Annotated in this window: 16 protein-coding genes; 3 read left to right on the forward strand and 13 right to left on the reverse strand. The window is 42.5% G+C overall.

Annotated elements, in window-relative coordinates:
- Nucleotides 1-5: 5 nt before the first annotated feature.
- From B1K52_RS02010 to B1K52_RS02055, 10 genes are all read right to left on the reverse strand, one after another.
- The gene (locus B1K52_RS02010) at nt 6-1,202 is read right to left on the reverse strand and encodes an ornithine--oxo-acid transaminase (RefSeq protein ID WP_077304839.1); all 1,197 of its coding nucleotides are present in this window, start codon (nt 1,200-1,202) and stop codon (nt 6-8) included.
- 156 nt (nt 1,203-1,358) lie between these two features.
- On the reverse strand, nt 1,359-1,757 hold the full coding sequence (locus B1K52_RS02015; RefSeq protein WP_077305843.1) for a GNAT family N-acetyltransferase: 399 nt from the start codon (nt 1,755-1,757) through the stop codon (nt 1,359-1,361).
- Nucleotides 1,758-1,930: 173 nt separating this feature from the next.
- Nucleotides 1,931-2,509, reverse strand: a complete 579-nt coding sequence (locus B1K52_RS02020) for a DUF2238 domain-containing protein (RefSeq protein WP_077304842.1) — start codon at nt 2,507-2,509, stop codon at nt 1,931-1,933.
- Between the two features lie 103 nt (nt 2,510-2,612).
- Nucleotides 2,613-3,773 carry a D-alanyl-lipoteichoic acid biosynthesis protein DltD gene (gene dltD, locus B1K52_RS02025; RefSeq protein ID WP_077304845.1) on the reverse strand — a complete coding sequence of 387 codons (1,161 nt, stop codon included), beginning with the start codon at nt 3,771-3,773 and terminating at the stop codon, nt 2,613-2,615.
- The gene (dltC, locus tag B1K52_RS02030; RefSeq protein ID WP_077304848.1) at nt 3,773-4,009 is read right to left on the reverse strand and encodes a D-alanine--poly(phosphoribitol) ligase subunit DltC; all 237 of its coding nucleotides are present in this window, start codon (nt 4,007-4,009) and stop codon (nt 3,773-3,775) included. The genes dltD and dltC overlap by 1 nt, the downstream gene beginning before the upstream one ends.
- Before the next feature lie 15 nt (nt 4,010-4,024).
- Nucleotides 4,025-5,182, reverse strand: coding sequence for a D-alanyl-lipoteichoic acid biosynthesis protein DltB (gene dltB / locus B1K52_RS02035; protein WP_077304852.1), 1,158 nt, complete (start codon nt 5,180-5,182; stop codon nt 4,025-4,027).
- The gene (gene dltA / locus B1K52_RS02040; RefSeq protein WP_077304855.1) at nt 5,179-6,681 is read right to left on the reverse strand and encodes a D-alanine--poly(phosphoribitol) ligase subunit DltA; all 1,503 of its coding nucleotides are present in this window, start codon (nt 6,679-6,681) and stop codon (nt 5,179-5,181) included. Before dltA ends, dltB begins: the two co-directional genes overlap by 4 nt.
- Nucleotides 6,682-6,698: 17 nt before the next feature.
- Nucleotides 6,699-6,845: a teichoic acid D-Ala incorporation-associated protein DltX gene (locus tag B1K52_RS02045; RefSeq protein ID WP_077304858.1), complete on the reverse strand. Its 147-nt coding sequence runs from the start codon at nt 6,843-6,845 to the stop codon at nt 6,699-6,701.
- Nucleotides 6,846-6,859: 14 nt separating this feature from the next.
- Nucleotides 6,860-7,531, reverse strand: coding sequence for a response regulator transcription factor (locus B1K52_RS02050; RefSeq protein WP_077304861.1), 672 nt, complete (start codon nt 7,529-7,531; stop codon nt 6,860-6,862).
- Between the two features lie 78 nt (nt 7,532-7,609).
- Nucleotides 7,610-9,358: a sensor histidine kinase gene (locus tag B1K52_RS02055; RefSeq protein ID WP_077304864.1), complete on the reverse strand. Its 1,749-nt coding sequence runs from the start codon at nt 9,356-9,358 to the stop codon at nt 7,610-7,612.
- Between the two features lie 195 nt (nt 9,359-9,553).
- Here B1K52_RS02055 and B1K52_RS02060 point away from each other — a divergent pair, with 195 nt between their 5' ends.
- Complete coding sequence (locus B1K52_RS02060) at nt 9,554-10,195, forward strand: cupin domain-containing protein (RefSeq protein ID WP_077304867.1); 642 nt, start codon at nt 9,554-9,556, stop codon at nt 10,193-10,195.
- A 43-nt stretch (nt 10,196-10,238) separates the two neighbouring features.
- Here the strand turns inward: B1K52_RS02060 and B1K52_RS02065 are convergent, their stop codons facing one another.
- Nucleotides 10,239-10,670: an RrF2 family transcriptional regulator gene (locus B1K52_RS02065; protein WP_077304870.1), complete on the reverse strand. Its 432-nt coding sequence runs from the start codon at nt 10,668-10,670 to the stop codon at nt 10,239-10,241.
- A gap of 156 nt (nt 10,671-10,826) precedes the next feature.
- On the opposite strand from B1K52_RS02065, the gene hmpA reads away from it, so the two are divergent.
- Nucleotides 10,827-12,002 (forward strand): NO-inducible flavohemoprotein, encoded by a 1,176-nt coding sequence (gene hmpA / locus B1K52_RS02070; protein ID WP_077304873.1) that lies wholly within the window; start codon nt 10,827-10,829, stop codon nt 12,000-12,002.
- Between the two features lie 40 nt (nt 12,003-12,042).
- Here hmpA and B1K52_RS02075 read toward each other — a convergent pair whose 3' ends face one another.
- Nucleotides 12,043-12,480: an Rrf2 family transcriptional regulator gene (locus tag B1K52_RS02075; RefSeq protein ID WP_077304876.1), complete on the reverse strand. Its 438-nt coding sequence runs from the start codon at nt 12,478-12,480 to the stop codon at nt 12,043-12,045.
- A 119-nt stretch (nt 12,481-12,599) separates the two neighbouring features.
- Here B1K52_RS02075 and B1K52_RS02080 point away from each other — a divergent pair, with 119 nt between their 5' ends.
- Nucleotides 12,600-13,241: an NAD(P)-dependent oxidoreductase gene (locus B1K52_RS02080; protein ID WP_077304879.1), complete on the forward strand. Its 642-nt coding sequence runs from the start codon at nt 12,600-12,602 to the stop codon at nt 13,239-13,241.
- A gap of 37 nt (nt 13,242-13,278) precedes the next feature.
- Here the strand turns inward: B1K52_RS02080 and B1K52_RS02085 are convergent, their stop codons facing one another.
- A complete protein-coding gene (locus tag B1K52_RS02085; RefSeq protein WP_077304882.1) occupies nt 13,279-13,788 on the reverse strand; it encodes a cysteine protease YraA in 510 nt (169 codons plus the stop codon).
- Nucleotides 13,789-13,969: the final 181 nt, after the last annotated feature.

Raw genomic sequence — 13,969 nt, forward strand, 5'->3', positions numbered from 1 at the left:
TCCTTTTACTGTAATACTTGCTTCAATCTATCTATTGCCCATTCGAGCTCATCTTCCGTAATAATTAAAGGCGGAGCGATTCGAATAACGCTTTCGTGCGTTTCCTTGCAAAGCACACCCAGTTCTTTGAGTTTTTCACAGTACGGTCGCGCAGGTTCGGTTAGTTCAATTCCAACAAATAACCCTCTTCCTCTTACTTCTTTAATTTTGTCCGACGTCAGCTGCTGCAGCTGATCTTGTAAATAAGAGCCAAGCCTGTTGGACCTTGCCGCAAGATCTTCCTCTTCTATTACTTCCAGTGCAGCAATGGATACCGCACATGCCAGCGGGTTTCCGCCAAATGTAGATCCGTGCGAACCAGGATTGAATACCCCTAATACTTGCTTATCTCCAGCTACACAGGAAATAGGGAAAACGCCACCGCCAAGTGCTTTACCTAGAATGAATAAATCCGGTACAACATCTTCCCAGTCACAAGCAAACCGTTTGCCCGTGCGGCCTAAACCTACTTGAATCTCATCTGCAATGAATAGCACATTTTCTTCTTTACATAGTTCGGAAGCTGCTTTCAAATAGCCGTCTGGCGGAATGATGATACCTGCTTCTCCTTGAATCGGCTCCAGCAGGAAGGCTGCTGTATTCGGTGTGATGGCAGCCTTCAAACTTTCCAAATCACCATAAGGAATTATCTTAATACCAGGCAGCATCGGTCCAAATCCGCGTCGATATGCCGCTTCGGAAGACAATGACACAGCTGCCATCGTCCGGCCATGGAAATTCCCGCTGCAGACGATGATCTCTGCTTGGTCTTCCGCAATGCCCTTGACGTCATACCCCCAACGCCTGGCAGCTTTAAAAGCTGTCTCAACCGCTTCTGCCCCCGTATTCATTGGTAAGATCATCTCTTTATCAGTGAAAGCCGCCATTTTTTCGTACCATAACCCGAGCTGGTCATTATGAAAGGCGCGGGAAGTGAGTGTCACCTTTTGCGCTTGTTCGATCAGAGCTGTGATGACTTTCGGATGCCGGTGTCCTTGATTCACTGCCGAATAGGCACTCAGCATATCCATATACCGCTTCCCCTCGGTATCCTCCACCCATACTCCCTCCGCCTTCGAAATAACAATAGGAAGCGGGTGGTAGTTATTTGCCCCAAACTGATCCGTCAACTGCATCAAATTCTGTGCATTTGTAGCTTTCATCCCAACTGCCCCTTTCCAGGTTCATTTGGCGCCCATGATCAGCGCAATGTTTCTGACTATTCTTTCATTCTAACAAAGCAGTCTAACTTTGTAAGCGTTTAAACGAAAAACCAAAAAAATGCCCAGCTGAACTGGACATTTTATAGAAACAATTATTTACGATAATGCTGCTGTATTTTCCTGCTTGTCCATCACCACATGCGGAATACCGTCTTCATCAAACACATCGGACGCTTCCGCATAACCGAGCTTTCGGTAAAAGCCGCTCGCCTGCACTTGTGCATGCAGCTTAAATTTCGTTTTCCCAGCTTGACGGACAAGCTCCTCTAGACTCTCGATAATAACCCGTCCAAGACCGTGCTTACGAAATTCCTTCAGCATACAAATACGCTCCAGCTTTCCGTACTCTCCCACAAACCGAAGCCGCCCTGTTCCAACAGCTTCTCCTTCATGGAAAACCAATATATGCTGACAAGCTCCACCCAGCACATCATATTGATCAAACTCATCCTCATGCGGTACACCCTGTTCTTCTACAAATACTGCCGCACGCATTGCTTTTGCTTTTTCGAAATCTTTTTCTTCTGTAATGACTTTGTATGTATTCAATGAGGTAACCTGCCTTTACTTATTTGCTAGTTTTATTTAAACAAGCAATATAATCTAATTGCAAGATTTTTCACTCATCTTCGTCTCAATAAAAAATCTGTTTGCACCCTTTTTCAGATTTATATCTTTTTCCCTTCCAACGGCTTATTCCGTAACAAAGCAACAATCCCTATAATCACTCCGCCAATCAGCCCTGCAATCAAATCGGTCATAGTATCTTTGTTGCCGCTTCGCTGCATCACACTCGTTACCGTCATGTCGCCAATAAATTCAATACTTTCCCAAATGGCACTTCCTAGAGCAGCTATACCTAATACAAAAAGAAAGATTATCCACCGCGAAATTTCCATTCCCGCAGGCCGAAGCACTTTATACCGATAAATAGCCAGACCGAGCCATGCAACATACATACTGCCCACTACATGCAGTGTTACATCCCACCATTTGTAGGTATCATAAAAATGAAAGATAGCTCCTAATATGAAGGTACAAACGAGTAAGGCGTAGTAGCCTAGAATATGCGACACACGGAATGGAGTGCGCTGGAGAAACAGTAACCCTAACGGCAATGCACTCATAATTACGCGGCCGCCGCCTTTCGTCCAAGAGTTAATATCTCCGGTTTTAATCTCTAGTACAAAAGAGACTAGCATAAAGCTGATAAATAAAATGCTTAACGCAATAATTGTTTTTTTCACATTCTCTCTCCTTTGACGCTTTTTCCATAGTCTAACCAGTCAAAGCAGGTCTTAATGCAAATACAAAAAAGACGATTCACCTCTCAAGTGAATCGTCTCCATACTAGTTAAGGAATTTTTGCATATCCTCATCTAAATAAACCCAGCCTTTCCAGCCGATATGAATTGTGTCACGCATAAAATACGGATCATATTCGTGGCCGGAATAATCGGCGTACGTAAAGCCGCTATCCGAAATCTGTTTTTTAATTCGGTCATAGTAGGCTTCTCTTCCTTGCTTTGGAAAACCGGTGTAATCGTAGTATGCACCGTTAACAGGAATCACAACAAACAGCGGTTTCGCTTGCGCTTGTTTTAGAATATCCAGCATCAGCTGGAAGTCCTCATATTCAAGTGACTCCGCATAGGAATGCCCTTTATTCTTTCCTTCCATCTTCTTGATGTAGTGCTGCTTATGCTTATACACCTTATCATCCATATAGAATTGGGAGTGCTGTGTCCGTTTCTCGCCATATGTATCAGCTTGGGCCTGCAGTTCTTCCCATGTCTTGTTCTTCACTGTATCTAACTGATGCCGATTGGTTGGTTTATCTTTCAGAAGTGTGAAATACAAATCTTTTTTCTGAAGCATGGATATATACGCCTTTGCAGGAACAGATAAACTATTGAACAAAATCTTTTTGTCATTCAGATACGCATCGTAAAGCTGATAAAGCATCGTGTCGTTCTTGACCGCATCATATGTCATCAAACGCTCCATCAACTTTCGTTTCACCTGCTCGTCTATTTCCTTGTTGTAAGGCAGCTGAAATGCCTGCAGCGAAGAGTAGTTTGGTGCAAAATGCTGCTCGTCTGTACCATGCTTAACAAACCATTGCGGCGATACGATAATCACCATCTGCTTGTTTTTCAGTTGATCAGCATGTGTTGCAAAGTTTACATCATGAATTATAGAAGTCATCCCGCCTTTTCCTACTAAATATGGTGTAAAGGCAGCATCGTTCGTTTCAAAATAATTCGATGGATGGTATGGATCCCAGCGCGACAATTCAGAAGAACCATAGATCGGAACATATGATGAATGTTTAAGCATTTCGCTTTGTAGATACGTTCCCTGGAACATATTTGGTTCCAGACTGATAGCGGATTCCTGCAAACGATCTGCTGGAACTAACTTAGCCAGCCACGATGCCGGTACGAACACGACTCCGGCAAACAGGACCAATGCGAGAATGATTGGTCCAAACAGATACTTCTTTTTCATTATTTCAGCTCATTCAGACGATCTACAATAGCATTTGGTGTGTTCCATGTATCTCGGTCGAATTCTGTAATTGGTACATTGATAGCTAGCTGCTCTTCAAATTGAACAAGTAATTCTACTGTCGCGAAGGAATCAATCAGTCCTGCGTCGAAAATATCCATATCATGCTCTTCTTTTACAACATCATCTTCACAAACTTCTGCAATAACTTGTAGTACTTTCTCTTTAAAATCCATCATTCTATTCCCCTTTTATTGAAATGGTCTGCCCGAAAACAGATAAAATCCGAAACAGACGACATGGAAAGTAATGATGATTGACACAACCGTCATCATTCTTCCTGTCGGCCAGCGTTTATGTTTTTTATTCCATGTCTCGAAGAAATTAAATCCGGTCATCATCAAGGCATGATATGCGCCATAAATAATGTACTGAATAGCTAATCCATGCCATATTCCCATCAGCAGAAACAGCAGGATATACCCTAGATTTGAGACGAGCATCTTGTTTTGTATCCATTTTTTCTTCTTCATTAAAAATACAAAGCGCATGAACACATAATCTCGGAACCAGAACGAAAGCGACATATGCCATCGGTTCCAGAAGTCTTTGATATTGCGGCTGATGAATGGCTTATTAAAGTTCTCCGGTGACCGAATTCCCATTATATAGCTGACTCCGACTGCAAACGCCGTATAACCGGCAAAGTCGAAGAATAAGTACAAGCTGTAGCTGTACATGTACAGCAAATGATACGTAAACATGCCATCTGCTATATGATCAAGATTCATAATGAAGTACGTATTGATGCTGTAGCCGATAATAAACTTATACAAAAATCCAAGGAAGATCTTGTTGATTCCTTTATAAAGCAGTTCCTTGTATTCCTCCGGTGCCCAGCGCTTTTCTTCATCTTTCTGGAAGCGGCGGAAACGATCAATCGGACCTGACGAGATTGTCGGGTAAAACAGCATAAAATGAACAAGCTGATAAATAGAGAGCTGCTGCTTAATTAGGCCATCTCTTGTTTCGATAATGATTTGGACAGCTCGAAATGTAAGATAAGAGATACCGAGAAAACTCGCCAAATTATCCACTGCCAAAATCGGTAACACCTTTGATAAGATCAAAGGCAGAATTGACAGCATACTCATTACATAGAATACGAGACTGTTATTCTTTTTCTGCCTATAAGCAATGTAGCCTTTGATTAGTAGCAGCTGCAGGGCTGTGAAGGCAACTAATGAGAGAAAACCTGCGCTTCCTTCTGAAAATATAATAGCCAATACAACAATGGAGACGAACACATTGTAATACCGCAGGCGCTTGCCCATTATGCCGAGAACCATTGTTGGCAGCAGCAAGACACCTAGAATAATAAAGAAAAGGAAGGAACTATACGGGGTCATGCGAGTACCTCTTCCTTCATTCTTTTACGATCTGCTTTTCCATTCATCGTCATGGGAATTGCAGTGTGATACGTGAATTTCCGCGGAATCATGTATGCGGGCAAACGCAGCGCAAGATCCTTACGAATAGCAGCTGTCAGCTGGTATTCTTTCTCAAAGTCATGATTAGCTGGTACGACTGCTGCAATCAAGTATTCTATCTCCTCATTAGGCGCATGCGGAATAATAAGTGCAGCCTTTATATAATCAGACTGATTCAAGTGGAACTCAATCTCTTCCAGCTCCATCCGGTAGCCATGCAGCTTGATTTGATAATCCAGCCGGCCTTGGCAGTACACCAATCCGTCCTGAATAAAGCCCGCGTCTCCGGTACGATAGGCAGCCATTCCGTTTATGATGCCAAATGCATTCTCCGTAAGCAGCGGCTCACCAAGATAGCCTTTTGACACACTCGGCCCTGCAAGGATAAGCTCCCCTTTTTCTCCGTCAGCCAACGGATTGCCCGCTTCGTCTACAACGAGAATACGCATATCCGATTTTGGATACCCAACCGGCAGTGCAGTCTCTTTTGCGAGCAATTCTTCGGTAATTTCAACAGATGTTACGGCAACCGTTGCTTCTGTAGGTCCATACGTATTAAAAATCCTTGCTCTTGGGAAACGGTTTTTAAGTTCCTTGGCCACCGCGAGCGGCAGTACTTCCCCGCAGAACAGGAATACCTCAAGCTCCGGAAGCATCTTTTCATTAAAGTCTGGATTTGGAAAACACATCTGTACGAAAGAAGGCGTTGATGTCCATACTTGTAAGGCAGAACGACTCAAGTTCTCAAACAAAAGCTTTGGCTTATTGATTACTTCTTTCTCCAAGGCATGCACAGTTCCACCGCTTTGCAGCGCGGGATAAAAATCCATGACAGACAAATCAAACGAAAACGGCGCCTGATTCAAGAATACTTTTCCTTGATTTAAGGGGAAGTCACCTGTCATCCAATCTGTGAAAGACTGCAAATTTGCAGCAGTTATTTGAACGCCTTTTGGATTTCCGGTACTGCCGGAGGTATAAATGATATAAAACACTTCATCCGGCTGAACCCAGTGGTCACCATCGATAGGCTGTTCTTTTTCCAGGTGCAGGGCCTGCATATGTAAAATAGCAACATGATCCAGGTCCAGTACGCTATCTGTCGTATTGATTACTAATTGTGCACCGGATTTTTCCACGATAAGACGCATCCGTTCCATTGGAATGGATGTATCTACCGGAATATAAGGGTGGCCAGCCTGTGCACAGGCGAGGAACGATACCGGCATATCGGCTCCCATATGACCATACACAACAATTGGCGTCTGCCGAACAAGCTGCGTGGCATGTATGAAACTTGCCAGTCTGCTTGACTTGTCCCAAAGCAATCCGTAAGTCAGCACTTGGTCATCTGTACGAAATGCTGCCTGCTCTGGTTTGCTTGCCGCATGCTGTGCAATACGTGTTAAAAGTTTCATCTTTTTATCTTCTCCATTTAGAAATCATTATAAATATAGTTGCCTGTATTGGCTGTGTGGAAGCCGTACATCAGAAACAAGGTGACAAGGATTGCCAGATAAAAACAAGTATGTAAAGCAAAACGGATACCAACATGCATATACAGCTGTTTGAGCTTATTCATTCTCTTTCTTCCTTTTATTCAAATTTATAGCCAGTTCCAATGACAGTCCGAATATGATGGGATTCACAGTTTAACTTGGCACGCAGCTTTTTTATATGTGTATCGACAACTCGACTATCCCCATCAAAGTCTAATCCCCATACGTGATTCAAAATTGTTTCACGTGAAAGGACGTTATTTTTGTGCTGAAGCAGGAATACCAATAACTCATATTCTTTTGGTGTCAATTCGACTTGCTGGCCATCAAGCTCAAGCTGATGAGACTTCGTATTAACGATTGCTTGCCCGAAGCTGATCATATGACCAGTCGGTAAGTAATGTTCGGTTGCCCGCTTCATCAACGAATTGGCACGTGCTACTAGCACTTTTGGGCTGAATGGCTTGGTAACATAATCATCGGCACCAAGTTCAAATCCATGAATTTTGTCATCATCACTAGATTTTGCTGTCAGCAAAATAATCGGTACACCAGACCGCATGCGAACCTGCTTGGTAACAGCAAATCCATCCATTTGCGGCATCATAATATCGAGAATGACTAAATCGGGATAAATCGTATCAAACCAGTCAATAGCACTGCTGCCATTATCCGTTTCATACACTTCCCAGTCGTCCTTTTTGAAGTAATCAGCTACTACCTCCCGGATTCTCACTTCATCCTCGACAAGCAACACTTTCTTCCCCATCGTGAATCTTCCTTCCACTCTATATACATAAATTAACAAGCTTGTATGTCTTTCATGTGTCCTTCTAAGCAATTTTTCCTACTTCTTATCAAACTGAACAAAGAAGCGTACACCTTCTGGCGTGTTTTCCACTCCGTAATCAAATCGATGCAGGGTGAGTATTTGCTGAATGATTGCTAATCCAAGCCCCGTACCGCCTGTCATACGGCTTCGTGAAGATTCTGTCCGATAAAAACGCGTCCAAATCTTCTTCATCTGCTCCTCTGGTATATGCAGCCCTTTGTTCTCAATGCTAAAGTTACTGCTGCCGGTTTCTTGGTCTGACGCTACTCTTATGGTAATCACAGAATCAGCTTCGCTGTGCCGGATAGCGTTCACAAGAAAGTTCCGCATAACGCGCTCTAGCCACTCACAGTCGGCCGTTATAGGCAGTTCGTTTTGCGGTATGATTTCTATTGCTACATTTTTCTCTTTTGCCATATTAAATAGCTTGGCAGCTAAATCCTCTATCATTTCACTGAGCATAATAGACGTTTTGCGCAGCTTAATGGCACCGTTCTCTAGCTTAGCTAAATCCAGCATATCTTTGATCAGGACTTCCATCTTATCTGACTCTTCTATAATTACTTGTACATAATGATCCTGCTTGTCTGGACTGACTCCATCCTGCAGCCCTTCTGCGAAGCTTTTGACAATACTAAGCGGTGTTTTCAGCTCATGTGAAGCATGCTCGAAAAACTCCCTTTGCGCCTTTTCCATCTGCTTTCTTTTTTCCATATCTTGCTTTAGCTGTCCATTTGCTTGCTTTAATTCACTCAAAGCAGCATCAAGGTTCTGCGCCATTGTCAGCAAATTATTCGAAAGACTTCCCAACTCGTCCTTTTGTTTTATCGGCTTAGCCGAGGAAAAATCAAGATGCACCATCTTTTTCGCCATTTCATTCAGCTTGATCAGCGGTCTGCTGACAAGACGGGAATAAATAAGAGACAGCAAAAGAATTAGCACGAAGCCAGCAATTCCGATATACAAATAAAACAACTGTAATGCTTCATTTGTATCCTTAATCTCCTGCAATGACGTAACAGAGAATAAATATTGCTTTTCTCCTTCTTTTTCAACGGGGTCAATTAATACGAGATTATGTTTTCCGCTCCATGGTTCTATCCAGTCTAACTGCAGACTTTCTCCTTTAGATAGCTTTTTCAACTCGGCTTTTTCTAGTGGGAACCACTCCAGTAAAGCGTCATAAAGCAGACCTATTCCTTTATTCAACATCCCTGATTCGGGCAGCGAGATACTTATTACTTCCCCTTCCATTGTTACTTCGTTATCTACCAAATCTTCACCGACACTGGCATCTCCATTTGTAATAATAGAAGGATACATAACCTTAGTGATCGTCCCATCTGTTTCTCCTTGGACGGTTAGACTGTCTCCTTTTTCAATGTCCAATGCACGTAAGTCCTCCCCGTAATCCGTAACGAGTAAAGAAAGTGCTACTTCCACTTCTTCACCACTTTCTGTCTTCATCATGATGTTAAACGGATCTCGTACAAGCTGGTAGCCGTCTTTGTCCACTATTGTTAATGGGCTCTTTGTTTTGCTCATGTAAGCTAACGTCTGCTTTGTCAGTTCTTCCTCACTCCAGGAATCTTCCTCATAGCCATTTGCTAACCGGTGCAAATGCGCTGCAGCTTCTTTTGTTTTATGATGCTCGTAAAATCGATCAAAAAATAACAGCTGAAAGATCATCATCATGGCGTAAAACGCCAGAAAGAACAAAGCTGTTACAGCAAACAATTTAACGGTAATGCCGCGCTTTCTCATGTTGTACTCCTTTATTTCTTACGACGATTTGGTATGTATACTTTATATCACGAGTATGTTTTCTGTGTGTCCACAGGTTCAGCCTCCATATCGTACCTTTTTTTCAAAAAATGCGGAACCTTTTTTTGTAAAATCCAAACTTCAAGCTGCTGCATAAGCTAACCTCGGGACATATCACCAGAAAAGAGGGTACACATGGGGAAAGATAACGAATACATGGATTACACCAAAGCAAATGTGCACTATTTTAGTGATGTAAATAAAAATCGTTTATTCACTCGCGATAATCAGAACTACATCAACCGGCTTGGACGTGATGTATTAAATACATTAGGGAATGTATCTCTGCTCGATATTTTCTTGAGCAAGGGAAAGACAGTTGAACCGCATTATCATCAAAATGCTGCCGAGCTTGTTTATGCTATACAAGGTTCCGCACATGTATCGCTCATTAACCCTTTTACCAACAACGTCGAAACCATTTCGATTACGCCAGGACAAGTGGCAAATATTCCGCAAGGCTGGTGGCATTGGGAGACAGCCGCTGAAGATGAAACGCACTTGCTGACTATATTTGATGCACCTTATCCGGAATATATTTTCGGTTCTGATATCCTAGCTCGAACGCCTGTCGAAGTATTGGCACAAACATATTGCCTCGATAAAAAGAAACTGCAGGAAACACTGCGCCCGCTTCACAATCAAACGATTGTCATTGGTCCACCAGATGAATGCAATCAAAGGCCTGTTCCAGAAGAAAGTGCTATGAATCAAGAATCGAACACTTCTCATTCAGCGTATTATACAGATGGACAACAGTATTATCGCTTCAAATAAAAACAGCCTCTCCCACTAGAGAAAGGCTGTTTTCCTTACATAACTATCGAAGCAGCATCCGCAAATCCGCTTCATTTTGTAATAAATCCTGCAACGTATAGGCGTCCAGCACCTGCAAATATGCATACAATGCTTTACCGAGAACCCCTCTTAGGCCGCAAACAGAAGCAATCGGACAAGTATTGTTTTCCCGATTAAAGCACTCTACCAAATGAAAATCATCTTCCATCTGCCTTACGACAGCTCCTACATTAATGTCCTTTGGATCACGAGCCAGCCTGATACCTCCTGACCGACCTCTTACTGCTTCTATATAACCTGCTTGCCGCAGTTCATGCGACACTTTCATTAAGTGATTTTTAGATATTTTATAAGCAGTCGCGATTTCCTGAATCGTCGACAGCTTGACTTTTTCTTGTGTTCCCAAATATAGAAGGATCCGCAGGGAGAAATCTGTATACATTGTCAACCGCATTATTATTCCTCCTCTTCTTGAGGATTATAGCATAATTGGCAAAGCGAATGGACAAAAAGAGAATGTGACACTTTTGTTAAAGTGGTATTTAAAATATATCTTTTATACATAATTAGTCTTATGATAGGAGTAATCCACCGAAAGAAGGAATCAACTATGTTATCACAAGAAACGATTAACATTATTAAAAGCACTGTACCTGTACTAGAAGTACACGGAACACAAATTACGACTGTCTTTTATGAAGAACTATTCAAAGCTCATCCAGAACTGCTGAACATTTTCAACCACGCTAACCAAGCTCAAGGAAAACAACAGACTGCACTTGCGAATGCTGTCTATGCTGCTGCTGTGCATATTGATAAGCTAGAAAAAATTCTCCCGACTGTCGTACAGATTGCACATAAACACGTCAGCCTTGGTGTTAAACCAGAGCATTACCCTATTGTAGGCGAATACTTACTCAAAGCGATCAAGATGGTACTAGGAGATAACGCAACTCCAGAGATTCTTCATGCATGGGGAGAAGCATACGGTGTTATCGCGGATGCGTTCATCGGTGTAGAAGCCACAATGTATGAAGAAAACGAGAAAAAAGAAGGCGGCTGGGCGTATTTCAAAGACTTTGTTGTCGAGAAAAAAGTTCCAGAAAGTGACGTTATCACTTCCTTCTACTTAAAGCCTGCTGATGCAGCGCATGTACCTTCGTATGAACCAGGGCAGTATATTTCCGTCCGTGTGTCCATTCCTGGCGAGGAATATATGATGATTCGTCAGTACAGTTTATCCAAGACGCCATCATCAGATTTGTTCCGTATTTCCGTGAAAAAGGAAGACGATAATAATCCAGATGGTAAGGTTTCCGTATACTTGCATGACCAAGTAAAAGAGGGAGATACACTTGAAGTAAGTGCACCAGCTGGTGACTTTACGCTTAGCGGAAAGTCAGATAAAGCTATTACATTCATTGCTGGCGGCGTAGGAATTACACCAATAATGAGTATGATGGAGACACTTGCAGCAAAGGATCCAAGTCGGGAAATTGTCTTCCTTCAAGCAGCACGCACACCAGCATACGCTGCCTTTACGAAGCAAATACAAAGTCTTCAAGAGAAGATGTCTAATTTAACTTATAAAACATATTACGAAGAAAATCGAATTGACGAAACTGTCCTCAAGGAGATGGTCAACGCAGATAGCGATGTTTATGTCTGCGGTCCAGCTGGATTCATGGAATTCGTCATCTCTACCCTCTATCGTGCTGGCTTCAGCAAAGAGCAGATCCATTTCGAATTTTTCGGACCAGCTGCCGACTTAGAAAAAGCAGAATAACAATTAGAAAAAAGCGCATTGCCGAGGCAATACGCTTTTTTTAATCACCCTTTTTTTCCTGCTCTTCGATACCTTTCACCACATCAGCGATTGTAACATGAGCCAATGCCTTCTCCATCGCTGCTTGAGCACCGGCGAAAATTGGAAGAACAGCTGCTTGAATATGACGACCGACGGTACATTTGGGATTTGGGCTGCCATGAGCACGGAACAGTTCATTTTCCGGTACCGCTTCAACAGCCTGATATACTTCTAACAACGTAATCTCGTCAAGTCTCTGCGCCAATTCCGCACCAGCCACACCTGGCCGAACCTTAACCAAGCCTGCCTTCTTCAACATGCCCATTATTTTTCTAATAACGACTGGGTTTGTATTGACGCTGGAAGCAATGAAGTCAGACGTATTCACCTCTTCCTTATACACTTCCAAAAGCAACAATATATGAATGCCAACCGCGAAACGGCTGCTTATCGACATAACTTCCAGCTCACTTTCTATTAAAATCCTATCTTTCTAGTATAACGCAAAATAAAACGGGTAAAAGGTATGTGTAGGCAGGTTTTAATTTGTAACACCTAAATGAAGGAGGAATACAAATGAAGATTGGTATCATTGGCGCAACAGGAAAAGCCGGAAGCCTCATTACAAAAGAAGCTGCAGAACGCGGCCACGAAGTAACAGCTATTGTACGGAACCCGGCTAAAGTTCAAAAAGAAGATATTAACATAATAGAAAAGAATATTTTTGATATCAAAACAGAGGATATCAATGACTTCGAGGTGATTGTTAATGCCTTTAATGCACCTTCTGGTCAAGAAGAGCAGCATATAGAAGCAGGCCGCATACTCATGCATGCACTGAAAGGTGCTCCTTCCACTCGACTCCTCGTTGTTGGCGGTGCTGGAACTTTGTTCACAGATGAAAAGAAAACGACTCGTATTCTGGAGACAGAAGACTTCCCGGAAAGTTTCTATCCGACAGCTTCTAATATGGCTGAGAATCTAAAAGAATTGCAAGACAGCAACGACATTCAATGGACATTCATCAGTCCAGCCAGTATTTTTGACGCAGATGGGAAACGGACTGGCAACTACCAAACTGGCGGCGACATCCTCCTATTGAACGATCAAGGTGAGAGCTATATCAGCTATGCTGATTTTGCGATAGCTGCCTTAGATGAAATTGAAAAACCAGCTCATCCAAATGAACGCTTCTCCGTTGTAGGGGAAAAAGCATAAAAAAAGAGCGCTAGACTCAAAGTCTAGCGCTCTTGGCTTATTTTAATAGATCCAATGATTCACGGTTGAATGCTTCCAAATCATCAGGTGTTCTGCTTGTTACGATATTATGGCTTACTACCACTTCTTCATCCTTGAAGTTTGCGCCAGCATTAATCAAATCTTTACGAATACTGCGGAAGCCTGTTATATCTTTGCCTTTAAGCAAGTCTGTATCAATCAATACTTGCGGGCCATGGCAAATAGCAAAAACAGGTTTTTCATCTTCTACGAAAGCTTTTGCGAACTCACCTGGGCGGTCATCGGCACGAAGCAAGTCAGGAGAGAAGCCGCCAGGAATGAGCAATGCATCAAAATCACTTGCCTCCACATCAGAAAGCGCCTTGTCGATCTTTACTTTCTCACCATGCTTGCCAGTAACTTCTTTGCCAGCTTCCAAGTCAATGCTGACAACACTGTGACCAGCTTCTTCGTATGCTTTTACCGGACTCGTATACTCGACGTCTTCGAATTGGTCGGTTACTAAAACTGCAATCTTTTTACTCATATATAGCCCCTCCTATTTCAATCTGTTTCTATCGTAGCAAATGCCCTTGCACGCATTCAATTATGTTGCTCAAGATACTATAAGCATAATACCTATCTAAAAAGCGACTGTATAACTTGGTCTCGTCCCAAATATCATAGTCAATAAAAATCTATTACTCTTTAAAATGTATTCTCCATAA

Origin of the sequence: Terribacillus halophilus (assembly GCF_900162685.1) — a bacterium.
Classification (GTDB): Bacteria; Bacillota; Bacilli; order Bacillales; family Amphibacillaceae; genus Terribacillus; species Terribacillus halophilus_A.

Coding starts and splice junctions, on each gene's coding strand:
- B1K52_RS02010 (WP_077304839.1), bottom strand. CDS start 1,202: ATGAAAGCTACAAATGCACAGAATTTGATGCAGTTGACGGATCAGTTT.
- B1K52_RS02015 (WP_077305843.1), bottom strand. CDS start 1,757: ATGCGTGCGGCAGTATTTGTAGAAGAACAGGGTGTACCGCATGAGGAT.
- dltD (WP_077304845.1), bottom strand. CDS start 3,773: ATGAAAAAGAAGTATCTGTTTGGACCAATCATTCTCGCATTGGTCCTG.
- dltC (WP_077304848.1), bottom strand. CDS start 4,009: ATGGATTTTAAAGAGAAAGTACTACAAGTTATTGCAGAAGTTTGTGAA.
- dltB (WP_077304852.1), bottom strand. CDS start 5,182: ATGACCCCGTATAGTTCCTTCCTTTTCTTTATTATTCTAGGTGTCTTG.
- dltA (WP_077304855.1), bottom strand. CDS start 6,681: ATGAAACTTTTAACACGTATTGCACAGCATGCGGCAAGCAAACCAGAG.
- B1K52_RS02045 (WP_077304858.1), bottom strand. CDS start 6,845: ATGAATAAGCTCAAACAGCTGTATATGCATGTTGGTATCCGTTTTGCT.
- B1K52_RS02050 (WP_077304861.1), bottom strand. CDS start 7,531: ATGGGGAAGAAAGTGTTGCTTGTCGAGGATGAAGTGAGAATCCGGGAG.
- B1K52_RS02055 (WP_077304864.1), bottom strand. CDS start 9,358: ATGAGAAAGCGCGGCATTACCGTTAAATTGTTTGCTGTAACAGCTTTG.
- B1K52_RS02060 (WP_077304867.1), top strand. CDS start 9,554: ATGGGGAAAGATAACGAATACATGGATTACACCAAAGCAAATGTGCAC.
- B1K52_RS02065 (WP_077304870.1), bottom strand. CDS start 10,670: ATGCGGTTGACAATGTATACAGATTTCTCCCTGCGGATCCTTCTATAT.
- hmpA (WP_077304873.1), top strand. CDS start 10,827: ATGTTATCACAAGAAACGATTAACATTATTAAAAGCACTGTACCTGTA.
- B1K52_RS02075 (WP_077304876.1), bottom strand. CDS start 12,480: ATGTCGATAAGCAGCCGTTTCGCGGTTGGCATTCATATATTGTTGCTT.
- B1K52_RS02080 (WP_077304879.1), top strand. CDS start 12,600: ATGAAGATTGGTATCATTGGCGCAACAGGAAAAGCCGGAAGCCTCATT.
- B1K52_RS02085 (WP_077304882.1), bottom strand. CDS start 13,788: ATGAGTAAAAAGATTGCAGTTTTAGTAACCGACCAATTCGAAGACGTC.